Here is a 15585-nt window from a genome sequence, read left to right on the forward strand (position 1 = left end):
GCGTGGCTTCCGGCGCGACCTCGGGCTGCGCCGACGGTTCGGGATGCGGCGCGGGCTGCGCCTCCGGCGCGGGGGCGTCGGCGCCGCTGGCGGTCTCGGGGGGGGCCTGCTGATCCGCCCCTTCTTCCACGATCGCGTCGAGCCCCTCTTCCAGCTTCGACGACGATTTGAAGAGCCGTTCCTTGAGTTTCGAGAAAAACGCCATGCGCCCTCCGGATCTGACCGACACCACCTAATCGGATTGCCCGGAAGATGGAAGGCCCGCCCGGTGCGCGGGCTCAGACCTCGTCGGGGAAATGCTTCATGGTCAGCCTTATGGGATTGGGCGCCGCCTGTCCCAGCCCGCAGATCGAGGCATCCATCATGGCCTCGCACAGCTCTTCGAGCAACGGCTGGTCCCACTGGTCGGCCTGCATCAGCTTCACCGCCTTTTCGCAGCCGACCCGGCACGGCGTGCACTGGCCACAGCTCTCATCCTCGAAGAACCGCAGCATGTTGAGCGCCGCGGCCCGGGCCGAATCGTGATCCGACAGCACGACCACGGCAGCCGAGCCGATGAACGTGCCGTGCTCCTGCAACATGTCGAAATCGAGCGGCACGTCATCGAGAGAGGCCGGCAACAACCCCGAGGAGGGACCGCCCGGCTGGTAGGCCTTGAACTCGTGCCCGTCGAGCATTCCGCCGGCGGCATCGATCACGTCGCGTATGGTCGACCCCGACGGCAGCAGATGCACGCCGGGCTGCTTCACCCGGCCGGAAACCGAGTATGAGCGCAGCCCCTTGCGCCCGTTCTTCTCGACGCCGGCCAGGATTTCCTTGCCCTCGCGCAGAACGCGCGTCACCCAGTAAAGCGTCTCGACGTTGTTGACGAGCGTCGGCCGGTTGTAAACGCCGATCTGGGCGACGAAGGGAGGACGGTGCCGCGGCAGGCCGCGCTTGCCCTCGATCGATTCGATCATTGCCGATTCCTCGCCGCAGATATAGGCGCCGGCGCCGCGGCGCAGCTCGATATGACCGGGGGCGACGATGCCGGCCTGCTCGAGCGCGGCGATCTCGCGACGCAGTATTTCCAGCACCGCCGGATACTCGTCACGCATGTAGATGAAGCAGGTCTCGGCCTCCACGGCCCAGCCTGCAATCAACATTCCCTCAAGGAAAACATGGGGTTCCCGTTCGAGATAGAAGCGATCCTTGAACGTGCCCGGCTCCCCCTCGTCACCGTTCACGGCAAGATAGCGCGGCCCCGGCTCGGCCCGCACGAAGCCCCATTTCTTGCCTGACGGGAAACCCGCACCCCCAAGACCGCGCACCCCGGCCTCCAGCAGTTCCTGCTGCACGGTCTCGAAATCGCCGCCGTCTCGCAGCTCTTTCAGCGTGCCGTAGCCGCCACTTTCAATGTAGTCCGCAAGCTCTTGATATTCCGGTATATGTGCGTGGGTATCACCCGCCGCGATCGCCTCGCGCACCTTTTCGGGCGTGGCGTGGTCGATATGGTTGTGCCCGATTTCCAGAACCGGCGCGGTGTCGCAGCGGCCCATGCACGGCGCACGCAGCACGCGGACCTCGGCGGGATCGAAACCGTCCTCCAGCGCCGCCTTGAGCTGCTGAGCGCCCGCCAGCTCGCAGCTGAGCGAATCACAGACCCGGATCGTCAGCGCCGGCGGCGGCGTCTCGCCCTCTTTCACCACGTCGAAATGCGCGTAGAAGGTGGCCACCTCGTACACCTCGGCCTGTGAAATCCGCATTTCCTCGGCCAGTGCCCGCAGGTGCCCCGCTGACAGGTGACCGTATTCATCCTGTATGAGGTGCAAGAACTCGATCAGGTGATCGCGCCGGCGCGGACGATCGCCCAGGAGGGCGCGCACCTCCTCGCACGGCTGATCTTCCAGCTGGCGCCCCTTGGGCGTGCGCCGCCCCTTGCCCTTGCCGGATTTCCAGACCCCCTTGCCCTGATCGAGTGCCATGCATCTTCCCCTGTCGCCTGTCAGCGGCACCCTATCCGGTTGCCCGGCCGCAACGCGAGACCAAAAACGACAAATGCTTGAACGGAAACGTTGCCGGGCGGCCCGGCAACGGTATACATCATCCGTGCTGGAGGGGCGGAAGGAGGCTTGGGTGCTGCGCTTCGCCATTGCAACGGCCATCCCGTTCCTGCTGATCACGCTGGCCGCGCTGCAGGGTGGCGTCTGGGTTTGGCTTGCCCTTGGATATCTCATCCTGTTGGTGGCGATCATGGACCGCCTGATCGCCGCCGAGGCGCGCAACGCGGATCCGGACGCGGAATTTCCCGCCGCAACCGCCCTGCTGGTCGCCCTTGGTATCGCCCATTTCGCGCTTCTGGCTGTCGCGGTATGGTCGGTGGCCGGGCCAAGCGGGCTGGCGACGGCCGAGCGCATCGCCGTGACCGTCGCCGCCGGCATGTTTTTCGGCCAGATCTCGCATCCCGTCGCACATGAACTGATTCACAAGCCGTCCCGCCGCCTGCGCCTGCTGGGCAAATGGATCTATACCACCCTGCTCGTGGGACATCACGCCAGCGCCCATCTTCTTGTGCACCACGTGCATGTCGGCAGCGACGCCGATCCCAACAGCGCCCCGCGCGGAGAGAGCTTCTACCGCTTCGCTTGGCGCGCGACGCGCGAGGCGTTCCGTGCGGGGCTCGTCGCGGAAAACCGCCGCCGCTCCGGCCGGAGTCGGCCCGTCCTGACGCACCCATACGCCTTGTATCTGGGCGGCGGCGCGCTGACACTGCTGACAGCCCACGTCATCGCCGGATGGGCGGGGATCGCCGCGCTGTTGGCCATGGCCGTTTACGCGCAGGTCCAGATCCTGATGTCGGACTACGTGCAGCATTACGGCTTGCGCCGCCGGACTCTCGCGGATGGCCGGGCCGAGCCGGTGGGCCCACAGCATTCGTGGAACGCACCGCACGTTTTTTCCTCCGCGCTGATGCTGAACGCGCCACGCCACTCAGACCATCATGTCACCCCCTCGCGGCTCTACCCCGCGCTGCAGCTCGATCCGGGGGCAATGCCCTGCCTGCCGCGCCCGTTGCCGGTGATGGCCGCCGTCGCGCTGGTGCCGCCGCTTTGGTTCCGGATCATGGACCCGCGCTGTGAACGATGGGTGGCGGCGTCACGCGGCGGCGGGCCGCGGAACACGCCCCCTTTGGAGAATGCGTCTGGCCTGCCGCGCGTGCATCTGTCACACTCGAACCATGAAACTGCCCTGCATGATAGCCAGCCTGCTCATCGCCTCCCCGGCGCTGGCCGCCAGCGGCGGGATGAGCGCCGCGGAATTTGATGCCTATACACGCGGAAAGACGTTCTATTACGGCTCCTCCGGGGCGCCATACGGCGCAGAGGAATACCTGTCCAACCGCCGGGTGCGCTGGACGTTCCTTGACGGCGAATGCCAGGAGGGGATCTGGTACGAGGATGACGGGCTGATCTGCTTTGTCTACGACAACCAGCCGGACCCGCAATGCTGGAGCTTCCGGCGCGCGCCGGACGGGATGATCGCACGCTTCGAGAACGATCCTGCGCAGACCGAGCTCTACGAGGTGCATCAAACCGATGAGCCGCTGAGCTGCCCGGGGCCCGAAGTCGGCGTATGACTTAAGAAACCGAACATTCGGGATGCGAAATCCGGTTCGCTCCCCGGAAACTCTTTCCGTTTCAGAACAACGAGCCCTGACTGCCATCGCTGCCTGACGCCTTTTGCGGTTTCGCCGGCGGTTTGCCGGGCCGTCCCACCGGCAACCGGCCATCGGCGAACTCGATCTCCAGCGCGGCGGCGGATTGTGCCGCGGCCCGCGTGGTCACCACGTCCCCGTCGCCCCGGACGACGGCGTATCCACGCCGCAGCGTGGCCTCGTAGCCGACCGTCCGGCGCAAACGCTCCATTGCCTCGATCTGCTCGTGCCAACGTGTGACCTGCCGCGCGGCGGCATCCGACAGGCGCCGCGACAGCGCCCGCATGTCCTGTGCCTTGCGCTCCACGTCGCGTTGAAGCGCGCCGGCCGCCAAGCGGGACGCAGCATTGTCCAGCCGCCGCCGATCGCTTTCCCATGCACGGCGCAACAACCCGGGACGCAAGGCGCCGGTGCTTTCATAAAGCCGCACGCGCCGCAGCTGAACCGACCGCGTCAGGGCATTGGGCAGCCGTTCGGCCCAGGCATCCACGCGCTGGCGGGGCGAATCGAGGAGGGTCTCCGCGCGCGGCAGCGCCCGCGCCAGATCGCGCAGGCGCTGGTGACGGTCCGTCACACCCTTGCTGAGCGCATGGGTCAGCCGCGACTCCTGGTTGTCCAGCCACGCAAGAAGCTCCAGCCTGACCGGCACGGCCAGCTCCGCCGCCGCCGTCGGCGTGGGCGCCCGCACATCCGCGGCGAAGTCGATCAGCGTGGTGTCGGTTTCGTGCCCGACCGCCGATATCAGCGGAATTCGCGACGCCGCGGCCGCGCGGACAACCGATTCCTCGTTGAAGCCCCACAGGTCCTCGACCGATCCCCCGCCACGCGCCACGATCAGCAGATCCGGCCGGGGCAGCGCGCCACCGGGTGTGAACCGGTTGAACCCCTCGATCGCGCGGGTCACCTCGGGCGCGCAGGACTCGCCCTGTACCGCCACGGGCCAGATCAGCACCTTGCGCGGGAACCGATCGCGCAGGCGATGCAGGATATCGCGGATAACAGCCCCGGACGGAGAGGTGATTACCCCGATGATTTCAGGAAGAAAGGGGCGTTCCTTCTTGCGCTCCGGCGCGAACAGCCCCTCTGCCGCCAATGCCTTCTTGCGTTTTTCCAGCAGCGCCATGAGCGCACCCATGCCGGCCGGCTTGATATCGTCGATCACGATCTGGTAGCGCGACTGCCCGGCGAAGGTCGTCATCCGGCCGGTCGCGACGACCTCCATCCCCTCCTCGGGCTGGACCGAAAGCCGCGCCGCGACGCCCTTCCAGATCACCCCCGACAGCACTGCGCGGTCATCCTTGAGATCGAGATACACATGCCCTGACCGGGGGCGCGACACGCGCCCGACCTCGCCGCGCACCCGGACGAAGCCGAACTCCCCCTCGATCACCCGCTTGACCGCGCCCGACAGTTCGGAAACCGTGAATTCCGGTGCGTTCTCGCCGGGGGCCGGATCGTCGATCAGGTCGGACATGGAACCTCTCTGCGTGGCTTGTCTCTGCGTCGCGCCCACCTTAGAACGCGCGCGACACTAGGCCAAGCGGAGCGGCGGCAGATGAACATACTCATTCTCGGCGGCGGCGGGCGGGAACACGCGCTTGCATGGGCGGTGATGCAGAATCCCAAGTGTGACAAGCTGATCGTGGCACCGGGCAACGCCGGGATTGCCGAGATCGCGGAGTGCGCCAGCCTCGACATCGAGGACGGTGCGGCGGTGGTGAACTTCTGCGAGGGCAACGCGATCGAATTCGTCATCATAGGGCCCGAGGCCCCGCTGGCGGCAGGGGTCGCCGATCGCTTGCGCGAAGCCGGCCTGCTGGTGTTCGGCCCGTCCCGCGCGGCGGCGCGGCTGGAGGCGTCGAAAAGATTCACCAAGGAGATTTGCAGCGCCGCCGGCGCCCCCACGGCCGCATATGCGCATTTCACCGACGCCGCGGCGGCCAAGGCGCATGTCGCCGCGCATGGTATGCCGATCGTGGTCAAGGCAGACGGCCTTGCCGCGGGCAAGGGGGTCGTGGTCGCCGAAACGGCCGAAGAGGCAAACGCCGCCATCGACGAGATGTTCGCGGGCGCCTTCGGCGCGGCGGGCGCCGAGGTGGTGATCGAGGAGTTCATGACCGGGGAGGAGGCGTCCTTCTTCGTGCTGTGCGACGGCGAGCACGCCCTGCCCATCGGCACGGCGCAGGATCACAAGCGTATCGGCGAGGGAGATACCGGCCCGAATACCGGCGGCATGGGCGCCTATTCCCCGGCTCCCGTGATGACACCGGAGATCGCCGACCGCGCGCTCGACGAGATCGTGAAACCGACCCTCAGGGAAATGGCGGCGCGCGGCACGCCCTACCAAGGGGTTCTCTACGCCGGGCTGATGATCGACGAGGGGCGCCCGCGGCTGGTGGAATACAACGTGCGCTTCGGCGACCCCGAGGCGCAGGTGCTGATGATGCGCCTGGGCGCGCAGGCGCTGGACCTGATGCATGCAGCGGCCGGGGGACGGCTGGCGGGTGCGCGCGCCAACTGGAGCGACGATCATGCGATAACGGTGGTGATGGCCGCCGCGGGCTATCCCGGCGATTACGAGAAGGGAAGCATCATCAGGGGGCTCGACGACATTCCCGAAGACAGTTTCCACATGGTCTTCCACGCCGGCACGGCCGAGCGCGACGGCCGCATCACCGCAGCCGGCGGGCGGGTGCTGAACGTCACGGCGCGCGGCGCGACGCTGCAGCAGGCCGCCGACCGCGTCTATGCCATGATCGACAGGATCGACTGGCCCGAGGGGGTGTACCGTCGCGACATCGGGTGGCGGGCGCTGCAACCGGGCGGACCGGATCGCTGACGCGATCCGGCGGGGCGGGGGCGCTGCCCCCGCACCCCCGGAGTATTTCGGGCAAGATGAAGATCACGGGCAGGCGCGGGCGGCGTCGAGGCTGCTTGGGCCTTCGTATGCAGTGATCGTGCGGGTCATGATACGTCCCCCGCCCGCGAAGGTGGCCGCCACGACACGCGCCCAGTCGGCGCTGGCGACGATCATCTCGGGCCCCTGCCCGCAGTCGCGCAACCCGCCGGGGATGAAATCCCAGCCAATCCGATGATTCGTGACGCCGGGCAGATCTGCCACGGGGTACAGCGCCCCGTTCCGGTAGCGCCAGACGCGCAGGACCCGCGCCAGGTGCGGGCGGTCCACATAGGCCAGCTCCACGTGCCCGTCACCGTCGAGATCGGCCACCCCGACCGGCGCGAGCCAGCGGTTCGGCCGGCCTGTATGCGGGGTCGCCGCCACCAGCCCGGCGTCATCGTAGATCGCCAGCCTTGCCCCGCGCGCCAAGCTCGTTTCGACGACGATCACCTCGTCGTCGCCATCGCCATCAACATCCGCCAGGCGCGGCGCCGTGTCCTCGAACACGCGGGACCGCGGCAGGATGAGCCGGCGCGTGCCGCCATCCGAAAGCGTCAGCACGAGGGCGCCCCACTCCACCGCGTCGCCGAGGACACCGTGCGCGTAGCGCGTGGTGGGGGCATCGTATCGCGCCCCCACGATGCCCGAGGCGGCCGCGCCCGCCGAGAGGATCATCGCAAGGCAAGCGATGACCGGCGCGCGACGCATCCTCAGATCTGTTTTTCCGGCATCTGCACCACGAGACCGTCGAGCGCGTCTGTCACCTTGAGCTGGCAGGTCAGGCGCGAGCGTTCCGGATCGGGCTCGTAGGCGAAATCGAGCATGTCCTCTTCCATGTCGTCCTTCTCGGGCAGCTTGTCCACCCATGCGGGATCGACGTAGACGTGACAGGTGGAGCAGGCGCAGGCGCCGCCGCAATCGGCCTCGATTCCGGGGATGTTGTTGTCGCGCGCGCCCTCCATCACGGTCAAGCCGTTGGCCACCTCGACCACGTGCTCTTTCCCGTTGTGCTCGATATAGGTGATTTTCGCCATGAATGCGGTCTCCCCTCGCGTCTGAATTCCGGCAATGTCCTAGTCAAGCCATCTAGGGCATGCCAGCCCCATTTGCGATAGCGCCGGAAAAGAGTTGCGGCGAATCCCGTTTGTTCTACTCTTGTTCTCATGACGTGCTGCCACCCTGCCCCGCACGGCGACTGGCCGCGCCCACCCGCGGCGCTCGTGGCCGCACGGCTGGGCGAGCCGCCCGAGGGCGCGCGCGTGGCCGTGGCCGGGCTGGTGATCCTGCGCCAGCGACCGGGGACCGCCAAGGGGGTGATATTTCTCACGCTCGAGGACGAGACCGGCGTGGTGAACGTGGTGGTCTGGCGCAAGCTGTACGAACGGTTCCGGCGGGCGGTTATCGCCGGGCGGCTTTTGCGGGTCACGGGCCGGGTGCAGCGCGAGGCGGGCGTCGTGCATGTCATCGCCGAGCGGATCGAGGACATATCGCCCCTGCTGGACCGACTGGCAGAGCCCGACGCAGCGCTTTCCAGGCCGGGCGAAAACGGCTAAACTCCTCCTAAAACAAGCGCCCTCGAGGCATCGAGCATGAAAACCGGACCTGTCATCGCCGCGTTGCTGGCCGCCCTGTCGCTTGGCGGCTGCCAGACCTCCCTGCCCGACCTGGCCCCGCCCGAGCGGATGAGCACCCGCGACAAGGCCCCGCCATGGGCCGCGCCGGGCACCTGTTGGGGCAAGGACGAAACACCGGCGGTGATCGAGACGGTGACCGAACAGGTCATGCTGCAGCCCGCGCAGGTCCGCGATGACGGTACCGTGACCGAACCCGCGGCCTACAAGACCGAGACGCGCCAGAAGATCGTCAAGCCGCGCAAGGACACTTGGTTCGAAACCCCCTGCGAGGACCAGCTGACGCCGCAATTCAATGCCTCGCTGCAACGGGCCCTCAAGGCGCGTGGTCATTACCGCGGTCCCGTCACCGGGCGGATGGACCGCCGCACGCGCGCGGCCATACGCGCCTACCAGAAGCCGCAGGGCCTTGATTCAGCGATGATCTCGCTCGCCGCCGCGCGGCAGATGGGGCTGGTTACAGTTGAAAGCTCCGACGCGCCGGAGGGCGAAACGGTGCAGCTTCGGCCACGTGGGCGGCAAACATCCCTCCTGCGCCCCGAGCAAATGGCCGACGAACGGCAAATGCACCCCCGGCCGGAAGGGCAATCGGGCACGGCAGCGGAGAAGGCGGCCAGGCCCGATGCCGCCGCCGCGAGCGCGGGCCGGCGTAAATCCAGCCCGGACGCGGCGGCAGGCAGAACCGAAACGCCACGAAACGGGGATGCCAGGCCGGCACCGGCCACTGACCTCGCAGACGCGCCGGCCGCGCAGACCGGGGCATCGAGGCGCGCCGCCGAACTGGATGCGGCACTCGCGGCCGAGAAGGCCGCCGACCAGCCCGCCTCCAGGCCGCTGCCGATATCGTCCGAGACCTACTAGGACCGGCAGGCCGGTTTGACACCGCTCAAGGCACTTGCCGGATGGCGGCCCTATGTTCTGTCACGACGCGACAGCAAGGAAGGGCCACGCCATGCCAGAGACCGCAACGCTGGAACGCATTTTCAGTCGCGCCGTGCGCGCCCCGTCAAGTCACAACACCCAGCCGTGGCTGTTCCGCTTCGGCAAGGACTGGATAGAGCTCTGGGCGGATCGCACGCGCGCCCTGCCGGTCAACGACCCCGACGACCGGGAACTCACGATCAGTTGCGGCTGCGCGCTGATGTCGCTGCGGGTGGCCGCCGCGGCGGAAAACCTCGGCAGCGAAGCCGCCCTCCTGCCGGACCCGGACGAGGAGGATCTCCTGGCGCGGCTGGACCTTGGCAGCGCGGCGGACCCCGCGCTTGCCCGTCTCGCCTCGTTCATCGACATGCGGCAGACACTGCGCAGCAGCTTCGATGACCGCGCGATCGACGCGCAGGACCTTGCCGCGTTGATCGACGCAGCCACCGCCGAGGGTGCTTGGTTCGTGCCGCTCACCTCTGGCGAGGCCCGGTCCGATGCCGCGGCGCTCGTTGCGCGGGGCGACGCGGCCCTGTGGGACAATCCAAGCTGGCGGCGCGAGTTGGCCCAGTGGATGCATCCGCGTCGCCGGGGCGACGGGATCAGCCTGCCATGGCTTGCGCTGCCCGCCGCGCGCCTGGTCGTGCGCAGCTTCGACATGGGCGGCGGCGTGGCCGCGCACGACTCGCAGCTTGCCGAGGGGTCACCCCTGCTGGCTGTTCTTGGCACCCGCGGCGATACCGTGCACGACCGGATCGCGGCGGGACAGGCCCTGCAGCGACTGTTGCTGAGCGGCGTCGGGATGGGGCTGCAGGCATCTTATCTCAACCAGCCGGTGCAAGTGGACGGGCTGCGGCCAGAGTTGGCATCGCTGACGGGGCAGGACGGAGCCCCCCAGATACTGCTTCGCATGGGATACAGCGCGGACCGTTTGAAGCCCTCTCCGCGCCGTCCGGTCGAGGATGTCCTGGCCGGGGCCGATGGCGACGAGCCGGCCTGACCCGCCTCTCGGCCTAGCGCGGACGCAACAGCATGTCGGCCTCCACCCGGCCGGGGCGGTCCGCGCGCTGCAACGCCAGGCGTTCCACGCGATAGCCTGTCTCCGACTCCAGCGCGTCAAGCCAGCGCATCAGATCGGTAAAGATCGCATCGTCCAGCTTCAGCTCGATCCCCTCGCCCTCGGCACTGGCCAGCTGGTCGAGAGAGTCGTCAAGACCGGCCGCGCGCAGGCGCTCCTCGATCCCGCCCAGGCCCGGAACGGGGCGCGTGCCGTTGCTTTCGCCGGGGCTGTTCTCGGGTAACGGGGGCAGGCTCTCCAGTTCCGCGCGACGCTCCAGCAGCCAGCGTTCCAGCGCGACGGCATCCTCGAGCTCGGCCTGGACCCGTTCGTACTGCGCGTTCAGCGGCAACACCACGCCATAGACATAGCCGAATGGCAGCGCCACGAGGACAAGCAACGCCATAAGCCAGCGCTCCCGACGGCTGCGCGCGACCAGCATATCGCTCAAGGCGCTTATCATGGCCGGTCTCCTTCCGCGCCGCCGGGGCCGGGCTCGTCAGGTTGCTCCGGCAGGATCGTGAGCGTGGATACGACTGCCCCTGTTTCCGCGCTGGCCGAGCGGCCACGGTCAACCGCCAGCCCGGCCGCGCGCAATCGTCCGACGAGTGTTTCCAGCGCCCCGAAGTCGGGCAGTTGCAACTCCAGCCGGATGCGTCCGTCGGGCTGCATCACCAGCTGCTCCAGACGCGCCCCACCCGGCTCGGCCAAAACGGCGCTCACCTGCTTGGCCCGGCGCAGCGGCCGGTCCGGCTCGGTCTCGGGCGCGGCCAGCGCGGCACGGCGTTCCTCGATCAGGCGGGACACCTGCATGCGCACATCCGGCAGCGGCCCGGTCGGCAGGAACGCGTCGCGCACCAGCGCGATGTTGCGCTCCTGCACGCTTCGGACCTGTTCGCGCAGCTCGCGGATCTCGATCACCCCCGCGCCTGCCCAGATGCCCGCCGCAAGCAACAGGAGCACGACCGGCAGAACCGCCCCGCGCAGCCGCGCCTCCAAATCGCGGCGCGGGTCTTGCAACGGCCGGGCCAGATCGAGCGCCAGCTCGCCGTGGGCGAACGCCTGCGGGCGCGTGACGTCGCGCGGCAATGCCTCGGGGCTTTCGGCGCGGACGATGTCGGGCCGCGCCTGCAACGCCTCGTCCAGCGCCGCGTCGAGCTCCGGCAGCGCCGGCCCGAGCCGCAGCACGGCCTTGGGCGTCTCGCGGGCCTCGTCCTCCAACGCGCGGCCAAGCGCCAGGCCGGCAAGCCCGGGCTCGGTACTGAACCCATCCGCCGGACCGAGCCGAACCTGTACCGAGGGTGCCGCGCCCTGCCGTGTCTGCACGGTCCAGACATCGGGGCTGGCGGGCAGGGCAAGGTAATCAGGCAATATGGCCTGCACCGCCTTGCCGTGCGGCACCAGCCGTTGGCGCCAGGCGGCCAAGTCATCGCGGCGCAGCATCAGCATCGCCGACCAAAGCGCCCCCTCCCCCGCCAGAGGCGCGGGGCGCAATTCGACCTCCGACAGGTCAAGCCCGAGACGGTCGACCAGTTGCCGGCGCGCGACCGTCTCGCGCGCGGGTCCGCGCAGGCCGGGGGGCAGGTCGACCGTGACCAACGGGACATCGGCACCGGGAACGGTCGCGACGAACCGACCCTTGGGCGGCGGCTCCGCGCCTTCCACGGGCCATACCGGCAATTGCGCCCTGCCCTGCCGGCGGACGCGGCCAGCAAGCGCCGGCAAGGGGCCCGACAGCGGGCTGCGGGCCGTGCGCGCGGCTGATGTCATGGCTCGGTCTCCGGCAGGACGGAACGGATCATGCAGCAATCTTCGGCGCCTGCGGCCTGCAATACAACCCTTCGCGACAACAGAAGTTCATCGATCCGCGCCTCGATGCGAGCCTCGAACCAATCAGACCCGACATCAGCACCAAGCCCCTGCAGAAGCGCCACGGCCTCGGCCCCTGCCGTCTGCTCGACCCAGCCCATGGCGCTTTCGGTATCCTCGAACGGCCGAACCGAGGACAGCCGGGTCTCCAGCGCGCCGGGGCTCTGGCGGGGCAACAGGGCCGCCAGCACCTCCGCGCTGACGGTGTTCATGTTCAGGCCGGCGGACTGGTTCGGCAGGGCGCTGACCACGGGGCGCAACCGGCCGAGGGCCTCCTCGTCGATCCCCTGCACCAGCAACAGCTCCTCGACATCGAAGGGCGGCAGCGGCGGCGGGCGCGTTGCCCGGCCATACGCCGAAAAGCGCTGCCCCAGGCCCGGGATCAGCGCCTGCTCGAGACGGCGCAGCTGGAACTGGGTCAACCCCGCGTCCTGCACCAGTCGCCCGAAAGCCGCGCGGATCTCGGTGACGAGAGCCTGCTGGCCGTCATCCTCCTCCTGCGGCTCGATCTGCAACCATGCAAGGTTGAACCGCCCCTGCAGGTCCGCGATCTGCCAGCCGACCTGCCCGCGGTCAATCGGTTCGCCGCGGACGGGTTCGGCCCAGGCCTGCTCCAGGTGAACAGGCGGGCGGCCGGAGTCTTCGGTGGGAACGGGAAATTGCAAGAGCTGCTGGACCTGGAACGTGGCGGCGTCCAGATACATCTCGGCCTGATCCGCCGGAAACAGGTCGTCAAGCCTCTGCTGCGCCCGCTCGGCGCGCTGCATCAGGGCCACCGCCACGGCCGACAGCGCGGCCACCACGACCAGCGCGTTGACCAGCGCAACGCCCCGTGGCGGGGGGCCGGCCACGCGCCTCACCACGGCGTCACCACGACCCGCAGGGGCCCGGCACGGTCGGTCTGCAGCTCGACCTCGATCTGGCGTGGCAGGCTGTTGACGAGCAACGGGTCACCATCGGGCTGGGGTTCTGGCAGGATGCGCATCGCGCGCACCCCGGTCAGGTGCACGCGCTCAGGGCCGAGCTGTTCGGGGTCGCGCGGATTGAGCACCGGCCAGACCCGGCGCGACAGCGTCCCGGCCTCGGGATCGAGTTGCCACACAACCCGCCGGAACCCGGCGCCGGGCGATGCCTGCGCATCTTCCCCGTTCCCCCCTGGCTGGCCGCCGAGCGTAAGCCCGAGCCGGTCCGGCGCGGGGGCAAAGGCGTTCTCGATCTCGCCCAGGGGCGACTGGAACCCCAGGGGCACGAGATGTTTCAAATCGCGCCGCAGCAGGGTGAGCGTCCGCAGGATCTCGGCATCTCGAGCGTCGACGCGTTCCAGCACCTGACGCTGGTGCAACGCGCCGCTCAGGGCCTGCAGCGCCATCACCGACACGAGGGCGAAAAGGGCCATGGCCACCACCAGCTCCAGCAAGGTGAAGCCACGTGGCCCGGGGCGGGACGGGCGCGGCCTCATCGACGCACCTCCGGCGGGACGAAAACCACGAGCCGTGATCCGGGTGTGCCTTGCGCGCTCACCCTGATGGTGACCTCGACCAGCGCGCCCTGCGTCGCGGCCTCGTCAAGGGTGACGGTCCAGTTTCGCCGGCCCATCTCGACACTATCCGGCAATCCACGGCCCGCCGACAGCCCGTTCAGTCGCAACTCCTCGGCACGGTTGAGGGCGACCTGGTGGGCCAGTCCGCGGGCAAGCTGTTGGCCGATGCCGCGCTGCGCCTGGTCGAAACTGCGCAGGGCGGCCAGCGTGGCGATCGCGAGGATGACGACGGCCACCACGAGCTCCACGAGGGAAAAGCCGCGCGCCCTGGCGCGATCGGGGGGGGGCGCGCGTCTCACGGTATGCCGCACCGCAAGGCCGACGCGCCGTCAACCCGGCATGTCAGGCGGCTGCCCGCCGCGCCGAGCCGAAGCGAGAACGGCGTGACGCCACCGTCGGCGCGTATCCGGATGGGCGGGGCCGTCCCGGGCTGCGTGGCGGGGGCGGGGTACGCGCGCCCCGCCACGGTCCATTCCGCGGCCGCGCCGGTCTGGTGTACGGGCTGGAGATGGGTCCAGCCCTCGGTGCGCGCGTCGTAGCCCACCAGCACCCACCCGGACCTGAGCGGCTGCAGACCGGCGGGCTGACGGCGGAAGAGCGCGGTATCCCGGCCGCGTTCCAACAAAAGCCCGAGCGCGTCACCGTGCCGTTGCACGTCTCCCGCCTGTGTCCCCGGCATGAGCCGGCTACCGCCCCCGACCCCGAGCAGCACCCCCACCGACAGCACGGAGACGATCGTGACCACGACCACGAGTTCGATCAGCGTGAAACCCCGCGCCGCCGGCGCACATCCTGAAACGCTGGTCAGTCTTCTTGCCAATTGCCGATGTCTGCGTTCACCCCGGACCCGCCAGGCCGTCCGTCCGCGCCATGGCTGAACAGGTCAAAATCGCCGTGCACGCCCGGCTGAAGGTATTGATAGGCATTCCCCCACGGGTCCTCTGGAATGCGGGCGATGTATCCGCCCTCTGCCCAGTTTTCCGGAACCGGCTCACGGGTGGGCATTTCGGCCAGCGCCTGCAAGCCCTGCTCGGTGGTGGGATAGCGTTGATTGTCCAGACGGTAGAGCGACAGGGCGGATTCGATGGCCGCGATGTCGGATTTCGCCCGCGCCACGCGCGCCTGGTCGGGCCGGTCGATCACCCGCGGGACGATCACGACCGCGAGGATCGACAGGATCACGACGACCACCATCAGTTCGATGAGGGAAAAGCCGCGCGGCGGGATCGGACCGCGCGCGCTGCAGGGTCGGCGGACGTGTCCAAGAGGGGTTGATGATGCCATGGGAGGGTCTTATCGCACGGTAGTCCAGTTGGGTGGAACGATATACAAAGACCCGACGGGCGGCAAGCGCGCACTGGGCGCCGCGGCCGCGGGCGAAATGGCCGCGACGGAGGCGCGTCAATGGAACAGCATCTCTTGTCAGGCCCGGGCCCGGTCATGGACGTTCTGATCGTGCTCCTTGGCGCGCCGTGCGGCTCCTTCGCGGCGCTGCTGGCAGACCGGCTGCCACGCGGCCGCCCGGTCGTGCTGTCCCGGTCGCGCTGCCGTGCGTGCGGCCGCGCTTTGCGCTGGTGGGAGCTCGCCCCGATCCTGTCCTTCCTGCTGCTGCGCGGGCGGTGCGGGCGCTGCGGCGCGGCCATCCCGGGCTGGCTGCTGCAGGCCGAGATTGCCGGCCTGGCGCTCGGCGGCCTGGCGGTCTGGGCCGGACTCGGGTTGGCGGGCGCGGCGGCATTGTGGTGCCTTTTGGCGTTGATCCTCTCGGATATGCGCCATTTCCGCCTGCCGGATCATCTGACCGCGGCGCTGCTGGTTCTGGCGTTTGCCGTCGCAGCCTTTCCCGATGCGACCATGCGCCCCGACCTTGCCGCGGCCGGCCGGGCGCTGACGGGCGCGGCGGTCGCCGCCGGGCTCTTTCTCGCCCTGTCGCTGGGATACCGGGCGCTGCGCGGGCGCCACGGCATGGGCGCCGGC

At 69.0% G+C, this 15585-nt stretch carries 18 protein-coding genes and 1 pseudogene; 7 read left to right on the forward strand and 12 right to left on the reverse strand.

The features are described from left to right. Together ACH13J_RS16810 and ACH13J_RS16815 are read right to left on the reverse strand one after the other, a co-directional pair. A pseudogene (locus ACH13J_RS16810) lies at nt 1-205 on the reverse strand (signal recognition particle-docking protein FtsY); the annotation flags it as partial. A 73-nt stretch (nt 206-278) separates the two neighbouring features. Next, a complete protein-coding gene (locus ACH13J_RS16815; protein WP_397544504.1) occupies nt 279-1964 on the reverse strand; it encodes an NAD(P)H-dependent oxidoreductase subunit E in 1686 nt (561 codons plus the stop codon). A gap of 151 nt (nt 1965-2115) precedes the next feature. Here ACH13J_RS16815 and ACH13J_RS16820 point away from each other — a divergent pair, with 151 nt between their 5' ends. Then, entirely contained in the window at nt 2116-3303 is a 1188-nt protein-coding gene (locus ACH13J_RS16820) for a fatty acid desaturase (protein ID WP_397544505.1), read from the forward strand. Then, entirely contained in the window at nt 3233-3616 is a 384-nt protein-coding gene (locus ACH13J_RS16825; protein ID WP_397544506.1) for a hypothetical protein, read from the forward strand. The genes ACH13J_RS16820 and ACH13J_RS16825 overlap by 71 nt, the downstream gene beginning before the upstream one ends. Nucleotides 3617-3677: 61 nt before the next feature. Here the strand turns inward: ACH13J_RS16825 and xseA are convergent, their stop codons facing one another. Further along, nucleotides 3678-5168: an exodeoxyribonuclease VII large subunit gene (xseA, locus tag ACH13J_RS16830; RefSeq protein WP_397544507.1), complete on the reverse strand. Its 1491-nt coding sequence runs from the start codon at nt 5166-5168 to the stop codon at nt 3678-3680. An 81-nt stretch (nt 5169-5249) separates the two neighbouring features. Here xseA and purD point away from each other — a divergent pair, with 81 nt between their 5' ends. After that, nucleotides 5250-6533, forward strand: a complete 1284-nt coding sequence (gene purD, locus ACH13J_RS16835; protein WP_397544508.1) for a phosphoribosylamine--glycine ligase — start codon at nt 5250-5252, stop codon at nt 6531-6533. 63 nt (nt 6534-6596) lie between these two features. Here the strand turns inward: purD and ACH13J_RS16840 are convergent, their stop codons facing one another. Further along, nucleotides 6597-7301: an FG-GAP-like repeat-containing protein gene (locus ACH13J_RS16840; RefSeq protein WP_397544509.1), complete on the reverse strand. Its 705-nt coding sequence runs from the start codon at nt 7299-7301 to the stop codon at nt 6597-6599. A gap of 2 nt (nt 7302-7303) precedes the next feature. Further along, nucleotides 7304-7627, reverse strand: a complete 324-nt coding sequence (locus ACH13J_RS16845) for a 2Fe-2S iron-sulfur cluster-binding protein (protein WP_397544510.1) — start codon at nt 7625-7627, stop codon at nt 7304-7306. 129 nt (nt 7628-7756) lie between these two features. On the opposite strand from ACH13J_RS16845, the gene ACH13J_RS16850 reads away from it, so the two are divergent. The 3 genes from ACH13J_RS16850 to ACH13J_RS16860 all read left to right on the forward strand — a co-directional run bounded on the left by ACH13J_RS16850 (nt 7757) and on the right by ACH13J_RS16860 (nt 10145). After that, nucleotides 7757-8146: an OB-fold nucleic acid binding domain-containing protein gene (locus tag ACH13J_RS16850; RefSeq protein WP_397544511.1), complete on the forward strand. Its 390-nt coding sequence runs from the start codon at nt 7757-7759 to the stop codon at nt 8144-8146. 36 nt (nt 8147-8182) lie between these two features. After that, a complete protein-coding gene (locus tag ACH13J_RS16855) occupies nt 8183-9085 on the forward strand; it encodes a peptidoglycan-binding protein (RefSeq protein WP_397544512.1) in 903 nt (300 codons plus the stop codon). A gap of 91 nt (nt 9086-9176) precedes the next feature. After that, a complete protein-coding gene (locus tag ACH13J_RS16860) occupies nt 9177-10145 on the forward strand; it encodes an Acg family FMN-binding oxidoreductase (protein WP_397544513.1) in 969 nt (322 codons plus the stop codon). A 13-nt stretch (nt 10146-10158) separates the two neighbouring features. Here the strand turns inward: ACH13J_RS16860 and gspM are convergent, their stop codons facing one another. The 7 genes from gspM to gspG are packed head-to-tail and all read right to left on the reverse strand — an operon-like array spanning nt 10159 to nt 14895. Continuing rightward, nucleotides 10159-10665, reverse strand: coding sequence for a type II secretion system protein GspM (gene gspM, locus ACH13J_RS16865; RefSeq protein WP_397544514.1), 507 nt, complete (start codon nt 10663-10665; stop codon nt 10159-10161). Further along, nucleotides 10662-11972 carry a type II secretion system protein GspL gene (gspL, locus tag ACH13J_RS16870; protein WP_397544515.1) on the reverse strand — a complete coding sequence of 437 codons (1311 nt, stop codon included), beginning with the start codon at nt 11970-11972 and terminating at the stop codon, nt 10662-10664. Before gspL ends, gspM begins: the two co-directional genes overlap by 4 nt. Next, a complete protein-coding gene (gene gspK / locus ACH13J_RS16875; protein WP_397544516.1) occupies nt 11969-12922 on the reverse strand; it encodes a type II secretion system minor pseudopilin GspK in 954 nt (317 codons plus the stop codon). The genes gspL and gspK overlap by 4 nt, the downstream gene beginning before the upstream one ends. A gap of 5 nt (nt 12923-12927) precedes the next feature. After that, nucleotides 12928-13530, reverse strand: coding sequence for a prepilin-type N-terminal cleavage/methylation domain-containing protein (locus tag ACH13J_RS16880; protein WP_397544517.1), 603 nt, complete (start codon nt 13528-13530; stop codon nt 12928-12930). Next, nucleotides 13527-13910: a prepilin-type N-terminal cleavage/methylation domain-containing protein gene (locus tag ACH13J_RS16885; RefSeq protein ID WP_397544518.1), complete on the reverse strand. Its 384-nt coding sequence runs from the start codon at nt 13908-13910 to the stop codon at nt 13527-13529. Before ACH13J_RS16885 ends, ACH13J_RS16880 begins: the two co-directional genes overlap by 4 nt. After that, the gene (locus ACH13J_RS16890) at nt 13907-14431 is read right to left on the reverse strand and encodes a prepilin-type N-terminal cleavage/methylation domain-containing protein (protein WP_397544519.1); all 525 of its coding nucleotides are present in this window, start codon (nt 14429-14431) and stop codon (nt 13907-13909) included. Before ACH13J_RS16890 ends, ACH13J_RS16885 begins: the two co-directional genes overlap by 4 nt. Continuing rightward, nucleotides 14416-14895: a type II secretion system major pseudopilin GspG gene (gspG, locus tag ACH13J_RS16895; RefSeq protein ID WP_397544520.1), complete on the reverse strand. Its 480-nt coding sequence runs from the start codon at nt 14893-14895 to the stop codon at nt 14416-14418. Before gspG ends, ACH13J_RS16890 begins: the two co-directional genes overlap by 16 nt. 120 nt (nt 14896-15015) lie before the next feature. On the opposite strand from gspG, the gene ACH13J_RS16900 reads away from it, so the two are divergent. Then, the coding region (locus ACH13J_RS16900) for a prepilin peptidase (RefSeq protein WP_397544521.1) at nt 15016-15585 on the forward strand (570 nt) is incomplete at its 3' end.

Origin of the sequence: Roseovarius salis, assembly GCF_044472985.1 — a bacterium.
Lineage (GTDB): Bacteria > Pseudomonadota > Alphaproteobacteria > Rhodobacterales > Rhodobacteraceae > Roseovarius > Roseovarius salis.